Origin of the sequence: Frateuria sp. GZRR35, assembly GCF_051900415.1 — a bacterium.
Taxonomy (GTDB): Bacteria; Pseudomonadota; Gammaproteobacteria; order Xanthomonadales; family Rhodanobacteraceae; genus Frateuria_A.
This window is the reverse complement of sequence record NZ_JBHZGL010000001.1, coordinates 489224-505715: the sequence shown is the minus strand read 5'-3', so window position 1 is coordinate 505715 and position 16492 is coordinate 489224. Positions and strand designations below refer to the sequence as shown.

The window sequence follows — 16492 nt, the reverse complement described above, 5'->3', positions numbered from 1 at the left end:
CTCCCGTCCCAAGTCAAAGCATAAAGCGCGGCCTGCGCGAAACACTATTGTCCATGTCCATTACCCTGCTTACTGCCGACCTGACCCGACTTGCGGTCGATGCCATCGTCAATGCCGCCAACCGGCAGCTGCTCGGCGGCGGCGGTGTCGACGGCGCGATCCACCGCGCGGCCGGCCCCCGCCTGCTCGAAGCCTGCCGGTCGCTGCCGGAGGCGTCGGCCGACGTGCGCTGTCCGACCGGCGAGGCGCGCATCACGCCGGGCTTTGACCTCCCCGCCACCTGGGTGATCCACACCGTGGGGCCGGTCTGGCGCGGCGGCGGCCATGGCGAACCGGAACTGCTCGCCGCCTGTTACCGCAACGCGCTGGAGCTGGCGCGCGAGCATGGCCTGCGCTCGATCGCCTTTCCCGCGATCAGCTGCGGCGCCTACGGCTACCCGCCGGAACTTGCCGCCGAGGTCGCCTGCGCCAGTCTGCGCAGGACGCTCGCCCGGCTGAGCGCGCCGGCGATGGACGTGCGTGTGTGCTTCCTCAATGGGGCGATGACGCAACTGTGGCAGCGCGTGTTCAACGCAGCTTGAACGGGTAGAGCGGCGGCAGCGGCGGTTCCTCGCCCGAGGGCGGCTCGCGCCACTGGAAGCCCTGCCGGAACGCGCTTGCCAGGTCGGGGGCCGCACCGCTTGCGTCCGCGGCGAAGCGGCGGCGCTGCAGCGCTTCGATCGCCTCTCGCTGGGCGACCGATGCCAGCGCCTCGCCGAGCGCGCCCAGGCCGGCCAGCCCCGGCCGCTCCGCGCGCGCCCAGGCAAGCAGCGCGTGCGCTTGGGCGGCCGCGTCGCTGCCGCGCGCGGCAGCGAGGAACGCCAGGCGCAGCGCACGGTGGGACGGGGTGGCGGACACCACTGCATCGGCGTCCGGACGCACGCGCCGACGCCAGATCCACCACGCGGCCAGCGCACCGCCGAACAGCAGCACGGCCACGGCGATCAGCACCAACAGGCGCCAGGCGGGCGCGCGCCCCGACGCGGCCGTGGCTGGCGTCGCCACGGCGACTGGCGCGGGCGCGGAGCTCGCCGGCGCGGGCGCACTCGCCGCCGGCGCCGCCGAGCCGGCCGCCGCGGGAAGCACGGTCAGCGTATGCGCCGCGATGCGCGCTTCCTCGGCCTGGCCGCTCTGCACGTTCCACCACTTGAGCGTGATCGACGGAATGGTGAGCGTACCGACCTGGCTGGGGACCACGGCGAAGTTCTGCTGGCGCCGGCCGATCAGCCACTGGCCGTCGTTGCGGGTGCCGGTCACCGGCTTGTCGGGATAGACCGTGGCGCCCTTGAGGTCCGGCAGGCTCAGCGCAGGCATGGCCTCGTAAGGCAGGCCGGTCGCCTGCAGGGTCATCGCCAGGTCCAGCGGTTGGCCGACACGCGCCTTGCCGTCGGCGGGGATGCCCTCCAGGGTCAGGCTCAGCGCACGCGCCGGCAGCCAGGCGCTGCTGCCCCACTTGGCCGGTACCGGTTGCACGTCGATCGAAACGGCGGGCGAGGCCGCCGTTGCGGGCGTGCCCATGGCGAAGAAGCTGTCCGGGTCGGTCGGATCGATCAGCTCGCCCTGGAACTGCAGCGGCGGGATGTCCATGACGCCAGCGTGCTGCGGGATCAGCGCGTAGCGCCGCTCGATCACGTGGTAGATGCGACCGCCGCGTACCACGTCGTAGTCCAGGTCGTCCCCGAGCCGGCGCGCGTCGATGCCGGGCAGCCGCGGATCCTCCAGCGAGCCGCTGCTCAGGCTGCCGGCGAAATACAGCCTCACGGTGAACAGCAGTTGCTGGCCCACGCGCACCGTGGTCGGCTGTGCGCCGGCTTCGAGGAACACCGCCTTGCCGCTGTTGGCCGCGACGCGGGGATCGGCCGGCGTAACCGTCAGCGTCAGCGGCTGGGTGTGCTCGCCGGCGAAGTCCAGCGACGGAATCGTCAGCTGGCCGGCATGCGTGGGCCGCAGTGCAATGCCGACAGTGAACTGCATGCTGCGCTGACCGTTGACGATGCTCACGCTGGTGTTGCTGGAGCGGCCGAGCACCTCGAAATCGGAGCCCAGCGCGGACAGGTCCGGCGCCTGCGCCAGGCCGCCGCCTTCGACGCGCAGGTTGAGCGTGACCGTTTCGCCCAGCTGCACCTGGCTGCGATCGAGCGAGGCCTGCACCTGCGCCGCGTGCGCCAGCACCGGCAGCAGGGCGAGCAGGAACCACGCGACCCATCGCCTCACGGCAGGTCCTCCGGATTCGCCACGCCGTGGCGCTGGCGGTATTCCAGTTCGAACTTGCGCCGCAGCAACGCGCCCGGATCGTCCGGCACGCGCTGCAGCGCCTGGCGCAGTTCGGCCGGCAGGCGCGCCTGCGGGTCGTCCTTGTCCAGCGCGCCGAGCTGGTGTTCGCTGCCCTGGGCCTTGGCCTTGTCGCCCAGCGCACGATCCATCTGCTGCTTGAGCGCCTCGCCCGCGCGCGCCATGCGTGCCTGTTGCGCGGCGCGTTCCTGCGCGGTCAGCGGACGGGTGGCGCCCTGCTGTTCACGCTGTTCGCCGTTGCGCGCACCGTCCTGGTTGCCCTGGACGTTGGGCTGCTGCTGGCCCTTCCCCTGCTGGCCCTGGCTGTCCTGCTTGCCGTCCTGCTGCTCGCCGCGGCGGTTGCCCTGGCTGTCCTTCTTCGACTGCTCGTCGCCCTGGCCCTGCTTCGAGTGCGAAGACTTGTCGCCGTTCTGGTTTTGCGCGTCGGCGTCCGAATCCTGCGGCGGCGGCTGGCGGCGCAGCCAGTCCTCGACCGCTTTGCGGTTGGCGGCGGCGTCGGCGTTGGCCGGATCGAGTGCAAGCGCGCGGTCGTAGGCGGCCAGCGCGTCCTGGTAGCGGCCCGCCTTGGCCAGGGCGTTGCCGAGGTTGTACTGCGCGTCCGTAGTGTCGATCGGTTGCAGGGCGTCGATCGCCTTGTCGTAGTCGCCGGTGCGGTAGGCGGCCGCGCCACGCAACGCCGGATCGCGGGCGAGCGCGAGCGCCTGCTTCGGCTGTCCTTGGCGTAACGCCTGCGCGGCCTGCTGGTCGCGGCGTTGCCACAGGTCCTGCCAGGTACCGGCTTCGGCGCGAGTGGGCGCCAGCAGCGGTACCAGCACCAGCGGCAGCAGCAACAGCCAGCCGCGGCGGAAGGCCAGTGCGAGCAGGGGCAGCAGCGGCAGCAGCAGCCAGGGGCCGCGGTCTTCCCACTGCGCGCTTGCCTGCCCGGTGGCGGCATCGGCATCGCCGGTGCGCAGCTGGCCCTGCAGCGCGTCGATGTCGGCGTGGTCCGCGCGCATCGGGACGTAGCGGCCACCGCCAGCCGTGGCGAGGGCGGCAAGCGCGGCATCGTCGCGCGCGGCCATGGCGACCTCGCCGTTGGCATCACGCAGGAAGCCGCCTTCGGCCAGCGGCACCGGGCCGCCCTTGCTCGTGCCTACGCCCAGCACCGATACGCGCACGCCATCGGCGCGGGCCTGGCGGGCGGCCTGCAGGGCATCGGTGCCCGCGTCATCGGTGACCAGCACGAGCGAGCCGCCACCGACCTTGGCGTCGCGGATCAGCTCCGCGCCGCGCGCGATCGCCGCGGCGGCATTGTCGCCCTCGACCGGCATGGTGTCCGGCGAAAGGGCGTCGAGCAGATCGTTGAGGCTGTTGGCGTCGCTGGTCAGCGGCGCGACCACGAACGCCTCGCCCGCGTAGGCGACCAGGCCGTTGAGCCCGCCCCGGTTTGCACTGAACAGATCGCGCACCTTGTAGCGCGCGCGATCGAGCCGGCTCGGCGTCACGTCGCGCGCCAGCATGTGCCCGGACAGCGAAATCGCCACCACCTGCGCCGCGCGGTCGGCAAACAGCGGTTGCGCCACGCGGCTCCAGCTCGGCCCGGCGAACGCCAGCACCGCAAGCACCCAACCCAGCGCCAGCAGGGCAGGCGGCACGCTGCGGCGCTGCGTGCGGCCGTAGAGCAGGTGCGGCAGCAGCTCCGGATCGACCAGCTTTTCCAGTTGCGCCCGTGCGCCCTGCCCTCGCGTGGCCAGCCATGCCAGCAGCGGCAGGGCGAGCAGCAGCCAGAGCCAGAGCGGCCGCAGGAAATGGAACTGGTGCAGCGCCTCGCTCATGCCAGACGCTCCCGCCAGGCGCCCGCGCGGGAGGCAAGGGCCAGCGCAAGCAGCAGCATCGCCGCGCCGAGCGGCACGCGGAACAGCTCGTGGCGCGGGCGCAACACCGGGCCGTGCTGGGGCATCGGTTCGAGCGTGTCGATGGTCTGGTAGGCGGCGGCCAGTTGGTGCGTGTCGGTGGCGCGGAAGAATCGCCCGCCGGTGTCTTCGGCGATCGTCGTCAGCATCGCCTCGTCGAGGTCGGCTGACGGGTTGACCAGGCGCATGCCGAAGAAGTCCGGAACGCGCATCTGCGTGGCGCCCACGCCAATGGTGTAGACGCGCACGCCGGCTGCCTTGGCCGCCGCGGCGGCCTGTTCGGGGGCGATGTTGCCGGCGTTGTTGACGCCATCGGTGAGCAGCACCAGCACGCGCGCCTGCTGCGGCAGGCCCGCCAGGCGCTTGACCGCCACGGCGATGGCGTCGCCGATCGCCGTTTCGGTGCCGGCCAGGCCGACGGCCGAGCCTTTCAGCTGCGCACGCACCGCGTCGAGGTCGTAGGTCAGCGGCGTGACCAGGAAGGCGCGGCTGCCAAACAGCACCAGTCCCAGCTCGTCGCCCGCGCGGCGCGCGATGAAGTCGCTGGCGATGGTCTCGACGGCCTCGAAGCGGCTGACGTCCTGTCCGGCCAGATGCATGTCCTCGGTGCGCATGCTGCCGGACAGGTCGATCGCCAGCAGCATCGCGCGCCCGCTGCGCTGTTGCGCCTGCGGTGGTCCAACCCACTGCGGACGCGCGGCCGCGGCGACCAGGCACAGCCAGGCCAGCGCCAGCCACCAGTTGGCTCCGCCGCGACCCGGCTGTCGCTCGATCGCCGCCAGCGCCACGCCCGGATGCGGCAGGTGCAAGGCCTGTCCGGGCGGCAGCGGGCGCAGCCAGCGGCGCAGCAGCCAGGGCAGCGGCAACAGCAGCGCCACCCAGGGCCAGGCGAAGTCGGGCCAGGCGAACTCAGGCACGGTGCAGCCTCCGGCGCTGGGTCGCGAGTGCGCTCCGCAGCCAGCGGCGCACGGCGTCGAGCATGGCGTGGGTGTCGTAGGGTTGCGGCCGGTACATCGCGCGCTCCAGCGTGAACAGGCGCTGCAGCGTCGGCGCGTCGACCGGCACGCATGCCAGCGCCGCGCGCCAGGCCTCTCCGCTCAGCCGCGCGGCGGCGGGATCCGCGGTGCGCGCCACGCGGCGCAGCAGTTGATGCAACCCGGCGGCCAACGCCTGCGCGTCCGCCGCGTGGCGGGCGGCCTGGGCATCGACCTCGGCAAGGATGCGGGCGCGGCGCTGCCGCCGCTTCCGCGCGCGCAACGACAACCACACGCCGATGCCGAGCAGTACCAGCCCGAGCGCCGCGAGCAGCCACCATCCCGGTGCCGGCGGCCACCACGGCGGCGCCGGCGGCAGGTGGATGTCCCGCAAATCGGGGCCCTGGGGCGTGGGCAGGAGTCGCGTCATCGGGCGGGCCTCGCGCCGAGCAGCGCCGTGAGCGACTCCAGCGGATCGGCCACGGTGTCGATGCTGCGCCAGCGCAGTCCCAGCGACTGGGCCAGCGCCACCAGGCGCGCCTGGCCCGCGCCGAGCGCATGCTGGAACTCGCTGCGCTGACGTATCCCTTCCAGGCTGACTTCGCGGCGTTCGCCGGCATGCTCGAACGGGTAGCGCCCGGGCGGGGGCAGATCGCGCTCGAGTGCATCGGCCACCACCAGCACGGCGACCCGGGCATGCCGCGTCACTTCACGCAGGCGGCCGCGTGCCGCCTCGTCGCAGCTCAGGCCGTCGCTGATCAACAGCACGCGGCTGGCGCCATGCAGGCGGCCGGCGCGAGCGAGCGCCTCGGACAGGGGCTCGTCGTTTCGGGGGGTGGCGATACCGGTATCCCAATCGGCCAGTGCGCCGCACAGGGCTACCGCGCCCCGTGCTCCACCGCGCGGCTTGAGCAGATGCTGGGCGTTGCCGAAGGCCATCGCGCCGACGCGCTCGCCGGCACGCACCGCATACCAGGCGGCCAGTGCGGCAGCGCGCGCGGCCTGTACCGACTTGAAACGCACGCGGGTGCCGAAGCGCATGCTCGCGTGGGTGTCGAGCAGGATCAGCAGCCTGCCCTCGCGCTCTTCCTGGAACAGCTTGGTGTGCAGTTCGCCGCTACGGGCGGTGAGCCGCCAGTCGAGCCGGCGCACGTCGTCGCCCGGCTGGTAGACGCGCGATTCGGCGTAGTCCATGCCGCGGCCGTAGAGACGGCTGGCCTGCTGGCCGGCGTGGGCGGCGCGACTGTCGAGCGGCAGCGGGCGCACGCGACCGACCCGCGCGCGCAGCGCGAGCAGTTCGGCCAGCGAGACGGTAGCGCGGCCGTCGCCGTCGGTGCGCACGGGCACGGCGGACATCACGGCAGCGGCACGAGATCCAGCAGGCGATCGATGACCTGGTCGCTGCGCACGCCCTCGGCTTCGGCCTCGTAACTGAGCAGCACGCGGTGGCGCAGCACTTCGTGCACCACGCCATGCACGTCCTCGGGCAAGGCGTAGTCGCGTCCGGCCAGCCAGGCATGCGCGCGGGCGCAACGGTCCAGTGCGATGGTCGCGCGCGGGCTGGCGCCCCAGGCGATCCAGCGCTTCAGTTCCTGGCCGTAGCGGCCGGCATCGCGGGTGGCCAGCACCACTTGTGCGAGGTATTCCTCCAGCGCTGGCGCCACGTGCACCTCGAGCGCGGCGTCGCGCGCGGCGAACACGTCGGCCTGGCTGAGCAGCGCACGCGGCGGCGCCGCCGGATGCAGCGCGCGACGCGCCTGTTCACGGGCCAGCTTGAGGATCGCCAGCTCCGACGCCGCGTCGGGGTAGCCGATCGTCACGTGCATCACGAAGCGGTCCAACTGCGCCTCGGGCAGTGCGAAGGTGCCTTCCTGCTCGATCGGGTTCTGCGTGGCCATCACCAGGAACAGATCCGGCAGGCGCCAGGTGCTGCGGCCAACGGTGATCTGCCGTTCGGCCATGGCTTCGAGCAGCGCCGACTGCACCTTGGCCGGTGCGCGATTGATCTCGTCCGCAAGCACGATGTTGTGGAACAACGGCCCGCGCTCGAACTCGAAGCTGCCCGCCTGCGGGCGGAACACGTCGGTACCGGTGAGGTCGGCCGGCAGCAGGTCGGGCGTGAACTGCACGCGGTGAAAGTCGGCCTCTATGCGCGCGGCCAGCGCCTTGACCGCGGTGGTCTTCGCCAGGCCCGGCGCACCCTCGACCAGCAGGTGGCCATCGGCCAGCAGCGCGATCAGCAGGCAGTCGATCAGGTGCGGTTGGCCGATCACCTCGCGCTGCAGTTCCTCGCGCAGATGCACGAAGGCCTGCTGCAGGCGGTTGGGGGCGGCGGTCTGCGGTGTGTCCATCGGCTATCCAGAGAAGGCAACGCGGTACTGACCGCGCCAACGCCCGGAAGTTTAGGCGTGCCCGTGCAGGCGCCGCGTGTGCCGGTCCGCATGGTCGCGTTCGCATGCCCCGGAAAGAAAAAGGGCGGCCCGAGGCCGCCCCTTGTTCCATGGTGTCGTGCGCTTACTGCAGCGTTTCGCTGAGAATGCGCGGCGTCACGAAGATCAGCAGTTCCGCCTTGTTGTTGTTCTTGACCGTCTTGCGGAACAGCGCGCCCAGACCGGGGATGTCACCCAGGCCCGGCACCTTGCTGATGGTGTTGGCCTTGGTGATCTCGTAGATGCCACCGAGCACCACCGTCTGACCGTTGTCCACCAGCACCGAGGTGTTGATTTCGCGGGTGTCGATCTGCGGCACCTGGCCACTGCCCGGGGCATCGATGAACTTGGCCAGCGCGTCCTTCTTGACGTTGATCTTCAGGTACACGCGGCTGTCGGCGGTGATCGTCGGGGTTACGCGCAGCTCAAGCACGGCGTCCTTGAACTGCACCGTGGCGGTGCCGCTGCCGGCCGAACCGGTGGCGCTGTTCTGGTAGGTCACGTAGCCGATCTGCTGGCCCTGGCGGATGACCGCTTCCTGCTGGTTGGCGGTGATCACGCGCGGGCTGGAGATGACCTCGCCACGACCTTCGGTCTGCGCAGCGGAAAGTTCCAGGTCGACCAGGTAGTTCGCACCCAGGATCGCCAGGCCGAAGCTGCCCATCGGATTGGCCGCCGGCAGGTTCACGTTGAAGCCACCTGCGCCCGTCTGATAGGTCGTCACGTTCGTGGCGTTGGGTGCACCGGAGTTGTTGTTGCCACGCTCGATGGCCATGCTGCCAGCACCATTGGCCCCGCCCTGCGGAGCGGTGGTGATCACGTTGCCGCCGCTGGTGGTGTGCAGCGCCTGCACGCCCCACTTGACGCCCAGCTCGCGGGTGAAGTCGTCGGTGGCCACCACGATGCGCGATTCGATCAGCACCTGCTGTACCGGGCGGTCGAGCACGCCGATCAACTCACGCAGTTCCCGAATCTTGTCGGGTGTTTCGTTGAGGAGCAGGGTGTTGGTGCGCTCGTCGTACGAGACGCTGCCGCGGGGCGAGAGGAAGCCGCGGCTGCCACTGCCGCCACTGCCACCGGCGCCGCCCTTGCTGCCGCTGGTCAGGAGTTTGGCGATGTCGGCCGCCTTGCCGTAGCTGATCGGCACGTAGTCGGTGACGAGCTCGGCGGTGTCCTCAGCCTTCAGGCGCGCCTCGGCCAGGTTCTGCTCGTAGTTGGCCAGCTCCTGCTGCGGAGCGATCCAGATGACGTTGCCGTCACTGCGCTTGTCCAGGCCCTTGGCACGCAGGATGACGTCCAGCGCCTGGTCCCATGGCACGTTGACCAGCCGCAGGGTAACGCTGCCGCCCACGCTGTCGGCCACCACCAGGTTCTTCTTGGACATCTCCGCGATGAACTGCAACGCGGCACGTACCGGGATGTCCTGGAAATTGAAGGTCACGCGGGTGCCGTTGTAGGCCTGGGGCTGGCCCTGGGCGAGCTTGCCGTCAGCGGCTGCGGCGTCCTTCTTGGGCGCGACCTCGACCACGTACTGGTCGGCGGTCTGGTAGGAGGAGGTCTCCACGTTGCCCTTGAAATCGATTTCCATGTGCGCACCACCGCCCATGCCGGCGCGGGTGGTGATCGACTGCACCGGCGTGGCGAAGTCGAGCACGTCCAGGCGCTGGGCCTGTTCGGCCGGCAGCTTCACGTGGCTCAGGTTGACGATGAGCTTGCCACCCTCGCGGTGCATGTCGGCATCCGCGCCGGCGCCGCTGAAGCCGATCAGCACGCGGCCTTCACCGTTCGGCCCGCGACGGAAGTCGATGCTGGAGACCGAGGGGCCGTTCATGGCCGAAGGCAGCGCCTTGGTCGGATCGACCGCCGAGGCGGTGGTGGTGGTTTGCGCGGCGGTGCCGTTGTTGACGGTCATCACCAGGTCGTTGCCGTCCACGCGCGTGGCGTAGGAGGCATCGCGCATAAGTTCGACCACGACGCGGGTGCGCCCGCCGGCGGAAACCGCCGAGACGCCCGAGGTCGAGCCCTTGCCGATGTCCAGGTGGCGCGGTGCGGCGTTGGCAGTGTCGGCGAAATCCACCGCGATGCGCGGCGGATTGCCGGTGGTGAAGATGCGCGGCTCCGGCGGCGGTCCGCCGGCGAAGTTCATGTGCAGTTCGACCTTGCCCCCCGGCAACGTGTCGTAACTGATTCCCTTGAGCGTGTTGCTGGCTGCCACGGCATCGCCGGCCCATGCGGCGGCGGTCATCAGCAGGCCGGTCAACAGGCAGCGGCGTGCTTGGCGCATGGCTCGGCCCCGGACAGGTTGGATGTGGTTGCTCATTGCGTCAGCCCCTGTGTTCATTTGTCGCCGAGCCCGATGCTGGCCGAACGTTCCATCCAGCCGCCATTGCCATTGGAAACCAGCTCGACCAGGTCGATGTGGTCTTCCGCGATGTCGGTGACCCGACCGTAGTTCTGCCCCATGTATTCATTGATGTGGACACGGTGGATCACGCCACCGGGATCCTTCACCAGCGCTTCGATACCTGCGCCGGTGCCGACCGTACCCACCATCTTGAGGCTGTCCAGCGCGAACATCTCGAGCGGCTCCTTGGCCCGCCCCTCGTCGGGGCGCGGTCCGTTCGACGGGCCGCTCGGCTGCAGTTCGGCGGTGCTCGCGCTGAACGGATCGCGCTTGCCGTCATCGGAATACTGGAAGGTCTCGAACGTCTTGATCACTGGCAGCGGCGGGATCGGCGCGCCCTTCTTGCTCTTTTCCTGGGCGACCCAGTCGCGCAGGTCGGACATGCCGCGGGTGCAGCCGGCCAGCAGCAGCACGGTGCCCAGCATCAGCAGCAGCCGCGCCACATGGGTAGGCCTGATGGCGTTGAACCTGCTCATTTGCGCCCCCTCGCCTTGCCCTTGCCCTTGGCGGGCTTGGTCTCACCGCTTTCTTCGTCTTCGAGGTAGCGGTAGGTCTTGACCGTGCCTTGCAGCACCAGCTGTCCGCCGGGCGGTGGTTCGCCATTGGCGCCGACCGGAAGCTGCGTGGACAGCGACACGTCGTGCATGGTGAGGATCACCACACGCGGCAGCGAAGCGACACCACTGATGAAATTGCCGAACTGGTGATAGGTGCCGACCATTTTCAGGTTGATCGGCTCTTCGGCGTAGAAGTCCTTCGGCTGCTCGGTGCCCGGATCGAACACCTGGATTTCCAGGCCCGCAGCCAGGGCGGTCTGCGAGATGTCCACCAGCAGCTCGGGCATCTCGGTCTTGCTGGGCAGCTGGCGCAGCAACTGGCGCAGCATGTCCTGCATCTCGTCGAGCTGCTGCTGCAGCGCTTCGAGGTTGACCGCCTTGGCCTGCTTCTGGGTGAACTCCTGCTTGAGCGACACCTCTTTCGCGGCCAGCGTCTCCAGCGAGTCCTGCTGGTCACTGACGTGCAGATACCAGCCGAGGAACATCACGACCAGGAACACCAGCACGGTGAAGAAGATCTTGATCGATTTGGACCAGCCACCGATGTTGTTGCGGTCGAGGTTGCGCAGTTCGTCGAAGAACTTCATTTGGCAGCCCCCCCGCTGACGGCCGCAGATCCCGATGCGGCGGGGGCGCCGTTGCCCTGCAGCAGCACCGGCGTCTTGCCTGCCTCCTCTTCGGCCGGCTGGCTAAGCTTGACGCTCAGGCCGAACGTGTAGGGCATGCGCCCGGCGCGGTACTTGATTTCGGTCTTGTCCAGGTCCGCGTTGCCCATCCAGGGCGAGGCGTCGAGGTTGCGCATGTATTCGGCCACGCTGGCGTTGGACTGGGCCACGCCGTAGAGCACCATCGAGTCGGAGTTCTGCTTCATGCTCGTGAGGCGCACGCTGGCCGGGATGGTCTTCACCAGTTCGTCGAACAGGTGGACCATCTGCGACCGGTTGGCCTGGAGCTGCTCGATGATCTGCTTGCGGGCGAGCAGGCGCTGGCGGACCTTCTCGAGGTCCTTGATCTTGGCGATGCGCTCGTCCAACTGTTTGATCTCGCCCTGCAGATAGGCGTTGCGCTCGTTCTGGTTGTCGATGCGCATGCCCATCCAGAACACCCACAGCAGCACGACCAGCAGCGCCGCCACGAAGGCCGCGCCCAGCTGCATGAAGAATTCCCGCTCGCGCTGCTTGCGCCGTTCGGCACGCCAGGGAAGTAGGTTGATGTGTGCCATCAGTCGAAACTCCTGAGCGCCAGGCCGACGGCGATCATCAGCGCCGGGGCATCCTGCGCCAGCGACTGCGCCTGCACCTTGGGCGCCAGCGACATGCGCGCCAGCGGATTGGCCACCATGCACGGCACGCCCAGCTGTTCCTCCAGCATCGGGCACAGGCCCTCGATCGAGGCGCAACCGCCGGCCAGCACGACCTGGTCAACCTTGCTGTATTCGCTGCCGGCAAAGAAGAACTGCAGCAGGCGGCTGATCTGCTGGATCAGCGCTTCCTTGAAGGGCTCCAGCGCCTCGGTCTCGTAGGACTCCGGCAGGCCGCCCTTGCGCTTGGCCCGGCCCGCTTCCTCATAGGAAAGGCCGTAGCGGCGCATGATCTCGTCAGTGAGCTGCTTGCCGCCGAACACCTGCTCGCGTGAATAGATGGTGCGCTGGTGGCGCAGCACCGACAGCGTGGTCATGGTGGCGCCGATGTCGACCACGGCAACCAGTGCATCGCGGCCGACGTTGAGCTGGTCGACCAGCATCGCGAAGGCGTTTTCCATCGCGAAGGCTTCCACGTCGATCACCCCGGCGGCCAGCCCGCCCAGGTCCAGCGCGGCCACGCGCATGTCCACGTTCTCGGTGCGCGAGGCAGCCAGCAGTACGTTGTTCATGTCGGGGTTGTCGCGCACCGGCCCCATCACCTCGAAGTCGAGGCTGACCTCGTCGATCGGGTAGGGGATGTACTGGTTGGCCTCGACCTGGATCTGGCCTTCGAGGTCTTCCTCGGACAGATCGCCGGACATCGGCACGATGCGCGTGATGACCGCCGAGCCGGCAACGGCCGCGGCGGCATGTTTGAGCCTGGAGCCGGAACGCGCCAACGCACGTCGGATCGCCTCGCCCACCGCCTCGACCTCGACGATGTTCTTCTCGACCACGGCGTTGGGGGGCAGCGGCTCGACCGCGTAGTGCTCCACGCGATAACGGCCACCGGCCTGGCTCAGCTGTAGCAGCTTGACCGCGGTCGAACTGATGTCGACGCCGATCAGCGGCGGCTTCTTGGGTGTAAACAGACCCACGATTTTCCCCCTTGGCCCCTGGCGCCCGGGCCGGAAACCGGCGGATGCGCGAGGGCATTAGATCGAAAAATTAACGCTATGGCAACGGCCTACGGCAACTTTCTCAACAAAATGGCGTGATGGCCTGCACATTTGGTTGACATTGCCCCTGATGGGCCGTTTTCGCGATCCAGCCCCGGTTCGGGCGGGCGATCGATAGTGCAACATCTATACTCGACAGTGTTTTGACTTGAGTCTCGCTCTTCCAAACCATGCAAATTTTTAAGCGTCTGCTGCGCTGGGCCCTGGTCCTGGCCCTCACCGGCCTGCTCCTGGCCATCGCCGCCGTCGGAGTCGCCTACTGGCTGGTCTCCCCTCGCCTGCCCTCGGTGGCGATGCTCAAGGACTACCACATGCAGGTGCCGCTGCGGGTGCTCAGCGCCGACGGCAAACTGATCGCCACCTTCGGCGAGACCCGACGCATTCCGGTCGACATCGACAAGGTCCCGGACAAGCTCAAGCACGCCGTGCTCGCGGCCGAGGACGCCGATTTCTACAACCATCCGGGCGTGGACTGGCACGGCATCGCCCGCGCCGGCTGGCACGTGATCATCTCCGGTGGCGACAAGGGCTCGGGCGGCTCGACCATCACCCAGCAGGTCGCGCGCAACTTCTTCCTGAGCCCGGAAAAGCTCTACTCGCGCAAGCTGATCGAGATCTTCATCGCGCTGCGCATGGAGAACGAGCTGACCAAGGACCAGATCCTGGAGCTCTACCTCAACAAGATGTTCCTGGGACACCGCTCCTACGGGGTGGCGGCGGCGGCCGAGTATTACTACGGCAAGACGCTCGACCAACTGACCATCGCCCAGTGCGCCACGATCGCCTCGACCTTCCAGTTGCCCTCGCTAGTCAATCCGATCAACAGCCCCAAGCGGATGCTGGCGCGCCGCAACTGGGTGATCGGCCAGATGCTGGAGCACCGCTACATCAGCAAGGCCGAATACGACCAGGCGGTGAACGAGCCGAACAACGCTTTCCCGCACGAACAGCCGATCGAGGTGGATGCGCCCTACCTGGCCGAGATGGTGCGCCTGCAGGCACTCGACCGCCTGGGCAACGATGCGCTGACCGAGGGCTACGTGGTGCGCACCACGGTGACCAGCGAGCGCCAGCAGGCCGCGGTGGAGGCGATGCGCGACGGCCTGATCGCCTACGACCGCCGCCACGGCTGGCGTGGTCCCGAAGCGCACCAGACGCTGGCGCCAGACGCGGGCAACGACGATCTGGACCGCCTGCTGTCCGGCTACACCGATATCTCCGGCATGCAGCCGGCGATCGTCACCGCGGTCGACAACGGCAAGGCCACGCTGTACCTGGCCAGCCGACAGACGGTGGAGCTGGGCCTGGACGCGGTCGCCTGGGCGCGCCCCTACCGCAACGAGAACCACACCGGACCTTCGCCCAAGCACGTGGACGACGTGCTCAAGCGCGGCGACATCGTGCGCGTGGCTCGCAACGACAAGGGCGACTGGGAACTGGCCCAACTGCCCAAGGTACAGGGCGCGCTGGTCTCGGTGAATCCGGAGGACGGCTCGGTCCAGGCGCTGGTGGGCGGCTTCAGCTTCCTGCGGAGCAAGTTCAATCGCGCCGTGATGGCCGCGCGCCAACCGGGTTCCAGCTTCAAGCCATACCTGTACTCGGCTGCGTTCGAGCGCGGCTTCACGCCCGCGTCGATCGTCAACGACGCCCCGCTCGCCCTGCCCGACCCATCCAAGCCGAACGGGTTGTGGACGCCGGAGAACGATGACGGCAAGTTCGACGGCCCGATGCGCGTTCGCGAGGCTCTGGTGGAGTCGAAGAACCTGGTGTCGGTACGCCTGCTCGATGCGATCGGCGTGCGTTTCGCGCGTGATTACATCTCGCGGTTCGGCTTTCCGCTCGATGCGCTGCCCAAGAACCTGTCACTCGCATTGGGTACGGCCTCGGTCTCGCCCATGGGCATGGCGCGGGGCTACGCGGTGTTCGCCAACGGTGGCTATCTGGTCTCGCCTTACTTCATCAAGGAAATCGACGACCGCGACGGCAAGCCGATCTACCTGGCCAACCCGACCCGCGCCTGCCGAACCTGCCAGGAGCGCCTGCTCGATACCCGCCCGCCGGGCCCGCCGCCCGCTGACGTGGGCGGCCATCCGGCCAACGCGATCGCGCAGGTGCCCGCCGGCGCCAGCACCGTCGCCGGCGTCGGCGATGCGGTGTTGCCGGCCGACGCCCACGGCGAGGGTGCGCACCCGCCGCTGCTCGCGCCGCAGGTGATCGACGTGCGCAACGACTACCTGATCACCTCGCTGATGAAGGACGTGATCCTGCGCGGCACCGGTTATGCGGCCAAGGCGCTGGGCCGCGACGATCTGGCCGGCAAGACCGGCTCGACCAACGACCATCGCGATGCCTGGTTCGTCGGCTTCAACGGCGACGTTTCGACGTCCGTGTGGGTGGGTTTCGACGATTTCAGCTCGCTGGGTCGCGCCAATGGCGTGGGCGAGTTCGGCGCGCAGGCGGCGCTGCCAATCTGGATGGAATACATGGGCACGGTGCTCAAGGGCCTGCCTTCGAACGCGCTGCCGATGCCGCCGGGCATCGCCACCGTGCAGATCAACCGCCAGAGCGGTCTGCCCACCGCGTCCGACGACCCGAACGCGATGAGCGAGATCCTCAAGGTCGAGGACGTCGACCGCCTACGCGCCCAAGCCGCGCAGCAGCAGCAGAACCAGGACGAGCAGCACCCGTACGATATCTTCTGACGGCAGCCCGCGGCGACGCACCACTCACGCCGGATCGGCTTTGCTGCCGGTCCGGCCCACCGGAGAAGCGACATGGCACGCGGCGAACACCATCGCATCCATGCCCAGGACCGCCAGCAGCGCAACCGGCTGCGGGTGGCCCAGGAAGCCGCCCGGCTGATGAGCGAGCACGGCATCCGCGATTTCCACCACGCCAAGCTCAAGGCCGCCGAGCGCCTGGGCATCCATGACGCGCAGGCACTGCCGCGCAACCAGGAAATCGAGGACGCACTGCGCGAGCGACAGCGCCTGTTCGACGCGGACAGCCAGCCACAGCAGCTGAGCGCCCGCCGGGAGGCCGCGGTGGAAGCCATGCGCTTCCTCGACCGGTTCGACCCGCGGCTGGTGGGGCCAGTGCTCGAAGGCACGGCCAACGCGCACTCGGCCGTCTGCCTGCACGTCTTCAGCGACGACCCCGACGCGGTCATGCTGTTCCTGCGCGAGCACGGCGTGCCGGCCGAAGTGCAGACCCGCCGGCTTCGATTGAGCCGCGAGGAGCAGGCCGACTACCCGGTGCTGCTGTTCGCCGCTGACGGCCTGCCCTTCGATCTCACGGTGATGCCGCGCGATGCCCTGCGCCAGGCGCCGCTGGACCGGATCGACGAAAAGCCGATGCGCCGCGCCTCCCTGGGCGCGGTGGAAGAACTCCTGGCCGAGCCCACTGCCGAAGACGAATTCGAGCGGATGTTGGCCGCGGCCCGCCGCTGAGCCCTTGCACATTATGCGGAAGCGCACCTGTGCGCGACCGCCATGCATCGCTGGTCGGGCACTCGCGTGTCCGTGACGTTCCCACGCAACCAAAA

Annotated in this window: 14 protein-coding genes; 3 read left to right on the top strand and 11 right to left on the bottom strand. The window is 69.1% G+C overall.

The genetic code is table 11. The features are described 5' to 3' along the window. The first annotated feature begins 53 nt into the window (after positions 1-53). On the top strand, positions 54-581 hold the full coding sequence (locus ACFWZ3_RS02175; RefSeq protein ID WP_439706136.1) for an O-acetyl-ADP-ribose deacetylase: 528 nt from the start codon (positions 54-56) through the stop codon (positions 579-581). On the opposite strand, the gene ACFWZ3_RS02170 is transcribed toward ACFWZ3_RS02175, so the two are convergent. The 11 genes from ACFWZ3_RS02170 to ACFWZ3_RS02120 all read right to left on the bottom strand — a co-directional run bounded on the left by ACFWZ3_RS02170 (position 568) and on the right by ACFWZ3_RS02120 (position 12867). After that, entirely contained in the window at positions 568-2253 is a 1686-nt protein-coding gene (locus ACFWZ3_RS02170) for a BatD family protein (protein WP_439706135.1), read from the bottom strand. The genes ACFWZ3_RS02175 and ACFWZ3_RS02170 overlap by 14 nt on opposite strands. Continuing rightward, positions 2250-4145, bottom strand: coding sequence for a VWA domain-containing protein (locus ACFWZ3_RS02165; protein WP_439706134.1), 1896 nt, complete (start codon positions 4143-4145; stop codon positions 2250-2252). Before ACFWZ3_RS02165 ends, ACFWZ3_RS02170 begins: the two co-directional genes overlap by 4 nt. Beyond that, positions 4142-5140, bottom strand: a complete 999-nt coding sequence (locus ACFWZ3_RS02160) for a VWA domain-containing protein (RefSeq protein WP_439706133.1) — start codon at positions 5138-5140, stop codon at positions 4142-4144. The genes ACFWZ3_RS02165 and ACFWZ3_RS02160 overlap by 4 nt, the downstream gene beginning before the upstream one ends. Then, on the bottom strand, positions 5133-5627 hold the full coding sequence (locus ACFWZ3_RS02155; RefSeq protein ID WP_439706132.1) for a DUF4381 family protein: 495 nt from the start codon (positions 5625-5627) through the stop codon (positions 5133-5135). The genes ACFWZ3_RS02160 and ACFWZ3_RS02155 overlap by 8 nt, the downstream gene beginning before the upstream one ends. Further along, the gene (locus ACFWZ3_RS02150; RefSeq protein WP_439706131.1) at positions 5624-6553 is read right to left on the bottom strand and encodes a DUF58 domain-containing protein; all 930 of its coding nucleotides are present in this window, start codon (positions 6551-6553) and stop codon (positions 5624-5626) included. The genes ACFWZ3_RS02155 and ACFWZ3_RS02150 overlap by 4 nt, the downstream gene beginning before the upstream one ends. Further along, on the bottom strand, positions 6553-7548 hold the full coding sequence (locus ACFWZ3_RS02145) for an AAA family ATPase (protein WP_439706130.1): 996 nt from the start codon (positions 7546-7548) through the stop codon (positions 6553-6555). The genes ACFWZ3_RS02150 and ACFWZ3_RS02145 overlap by 1 nt, the downstream gene beginning before the upstream one ends. Positions 7549-7711: 163 nt before the next feature. Further along, positions 7712-9910 carry a type IV pilus secretin PilQ gene (gene pilQ, locus ACFWZ3_RS02140; RefSeq protein WP_439706129.1) on the bottom strand — a complete coding sequence of 733 codons (2199 nt, stop codon included), beginning with the start codon at positions 9908-9910 and terminating at the stop codon, positions 7712-7714. A 53-nt stretch (positions 9911-9963) separates the two neighbouring features. Then, positions 9964-10506, bottom strand: coding sequence for a pilus assembly protein PilP (locus tag ACFWZ3_RS02135; protein WP_439706128.1), 543 nt, complete (start codon positions 10504-10506; stop codon positions 9964-9966). After that, positions 10503-11174, bottom strand: coding sequence for a type 4a pilus biogenesis protein PilO (locus tag ACFWZ3_RS02130; protein WP_439706127.1), 672 nt, complete (start codon positions 11172-11174; stop codon positions 10503-10505). The genes ACFWZ3_RS02135 and ACFWZ3_RS02130 overlap by 4 nt, the downstream gene beginning before the upstream one ends. Next, a complete protein-coding gene (locus tag ACFWZ3_RS02125; RefSeq protein WP_439706126.1) occupies positions 11171-11809 on the bottom strand; it encodes a PilN domain-containing protein in 639 nt (212 codons plus the stop codon). Before ACFWZ3_RS02125 ends, ACFWZ3_RS02130 begins: the two co-directional genes overlap by 4 nt. Then, complete coding sequence (locus tag ACFWZ3_RS02120; RefSeq protein WP_439706125.1) at positions 11809-12867, bottom strand: pilus assembly protein PilM; 1059 nt, start codon at positions 12865-12867, stop codon at positions 11809-11811. Before ACFWZ3_RS02120 ends, ACFWZ3_RS02125 begins: the two co-directional genes overlap by 1 nt. Before the next feature lie 251 nt (positions 12868-13118). Here ACFWZ3_RS02120 and ACFWZ3_RS02115 point away from each other — a divergent pair, with 251 nt between their 5' ends. Continuing rightward, the gene (locus tag ACFWZ3_RS02115; RefSeq protein ID WP_439706124.1) at positions 13119-15650 is read left to right on the top strand and encodes a penicillin-binding protein 1A; all 2532 of its coding nucleotides are present in this window, start codon (positions 13119-13121) and stop codon (positions 15648-15650) included. Between the two features lie 72 nt (positions 15651-15722). Further along, positions 15723-16397, top strand: a complete 675-nt coding sequence (locus tag ACFWZ3_RS02110) for a hypothetical protein (protein ID WP_439706123.1) — start codon at positions 15723-15725, stop codon at positions 16395-16397. The last annotated feature ends 95 nt before the right edge of the window (positions 16398-16492 follow it).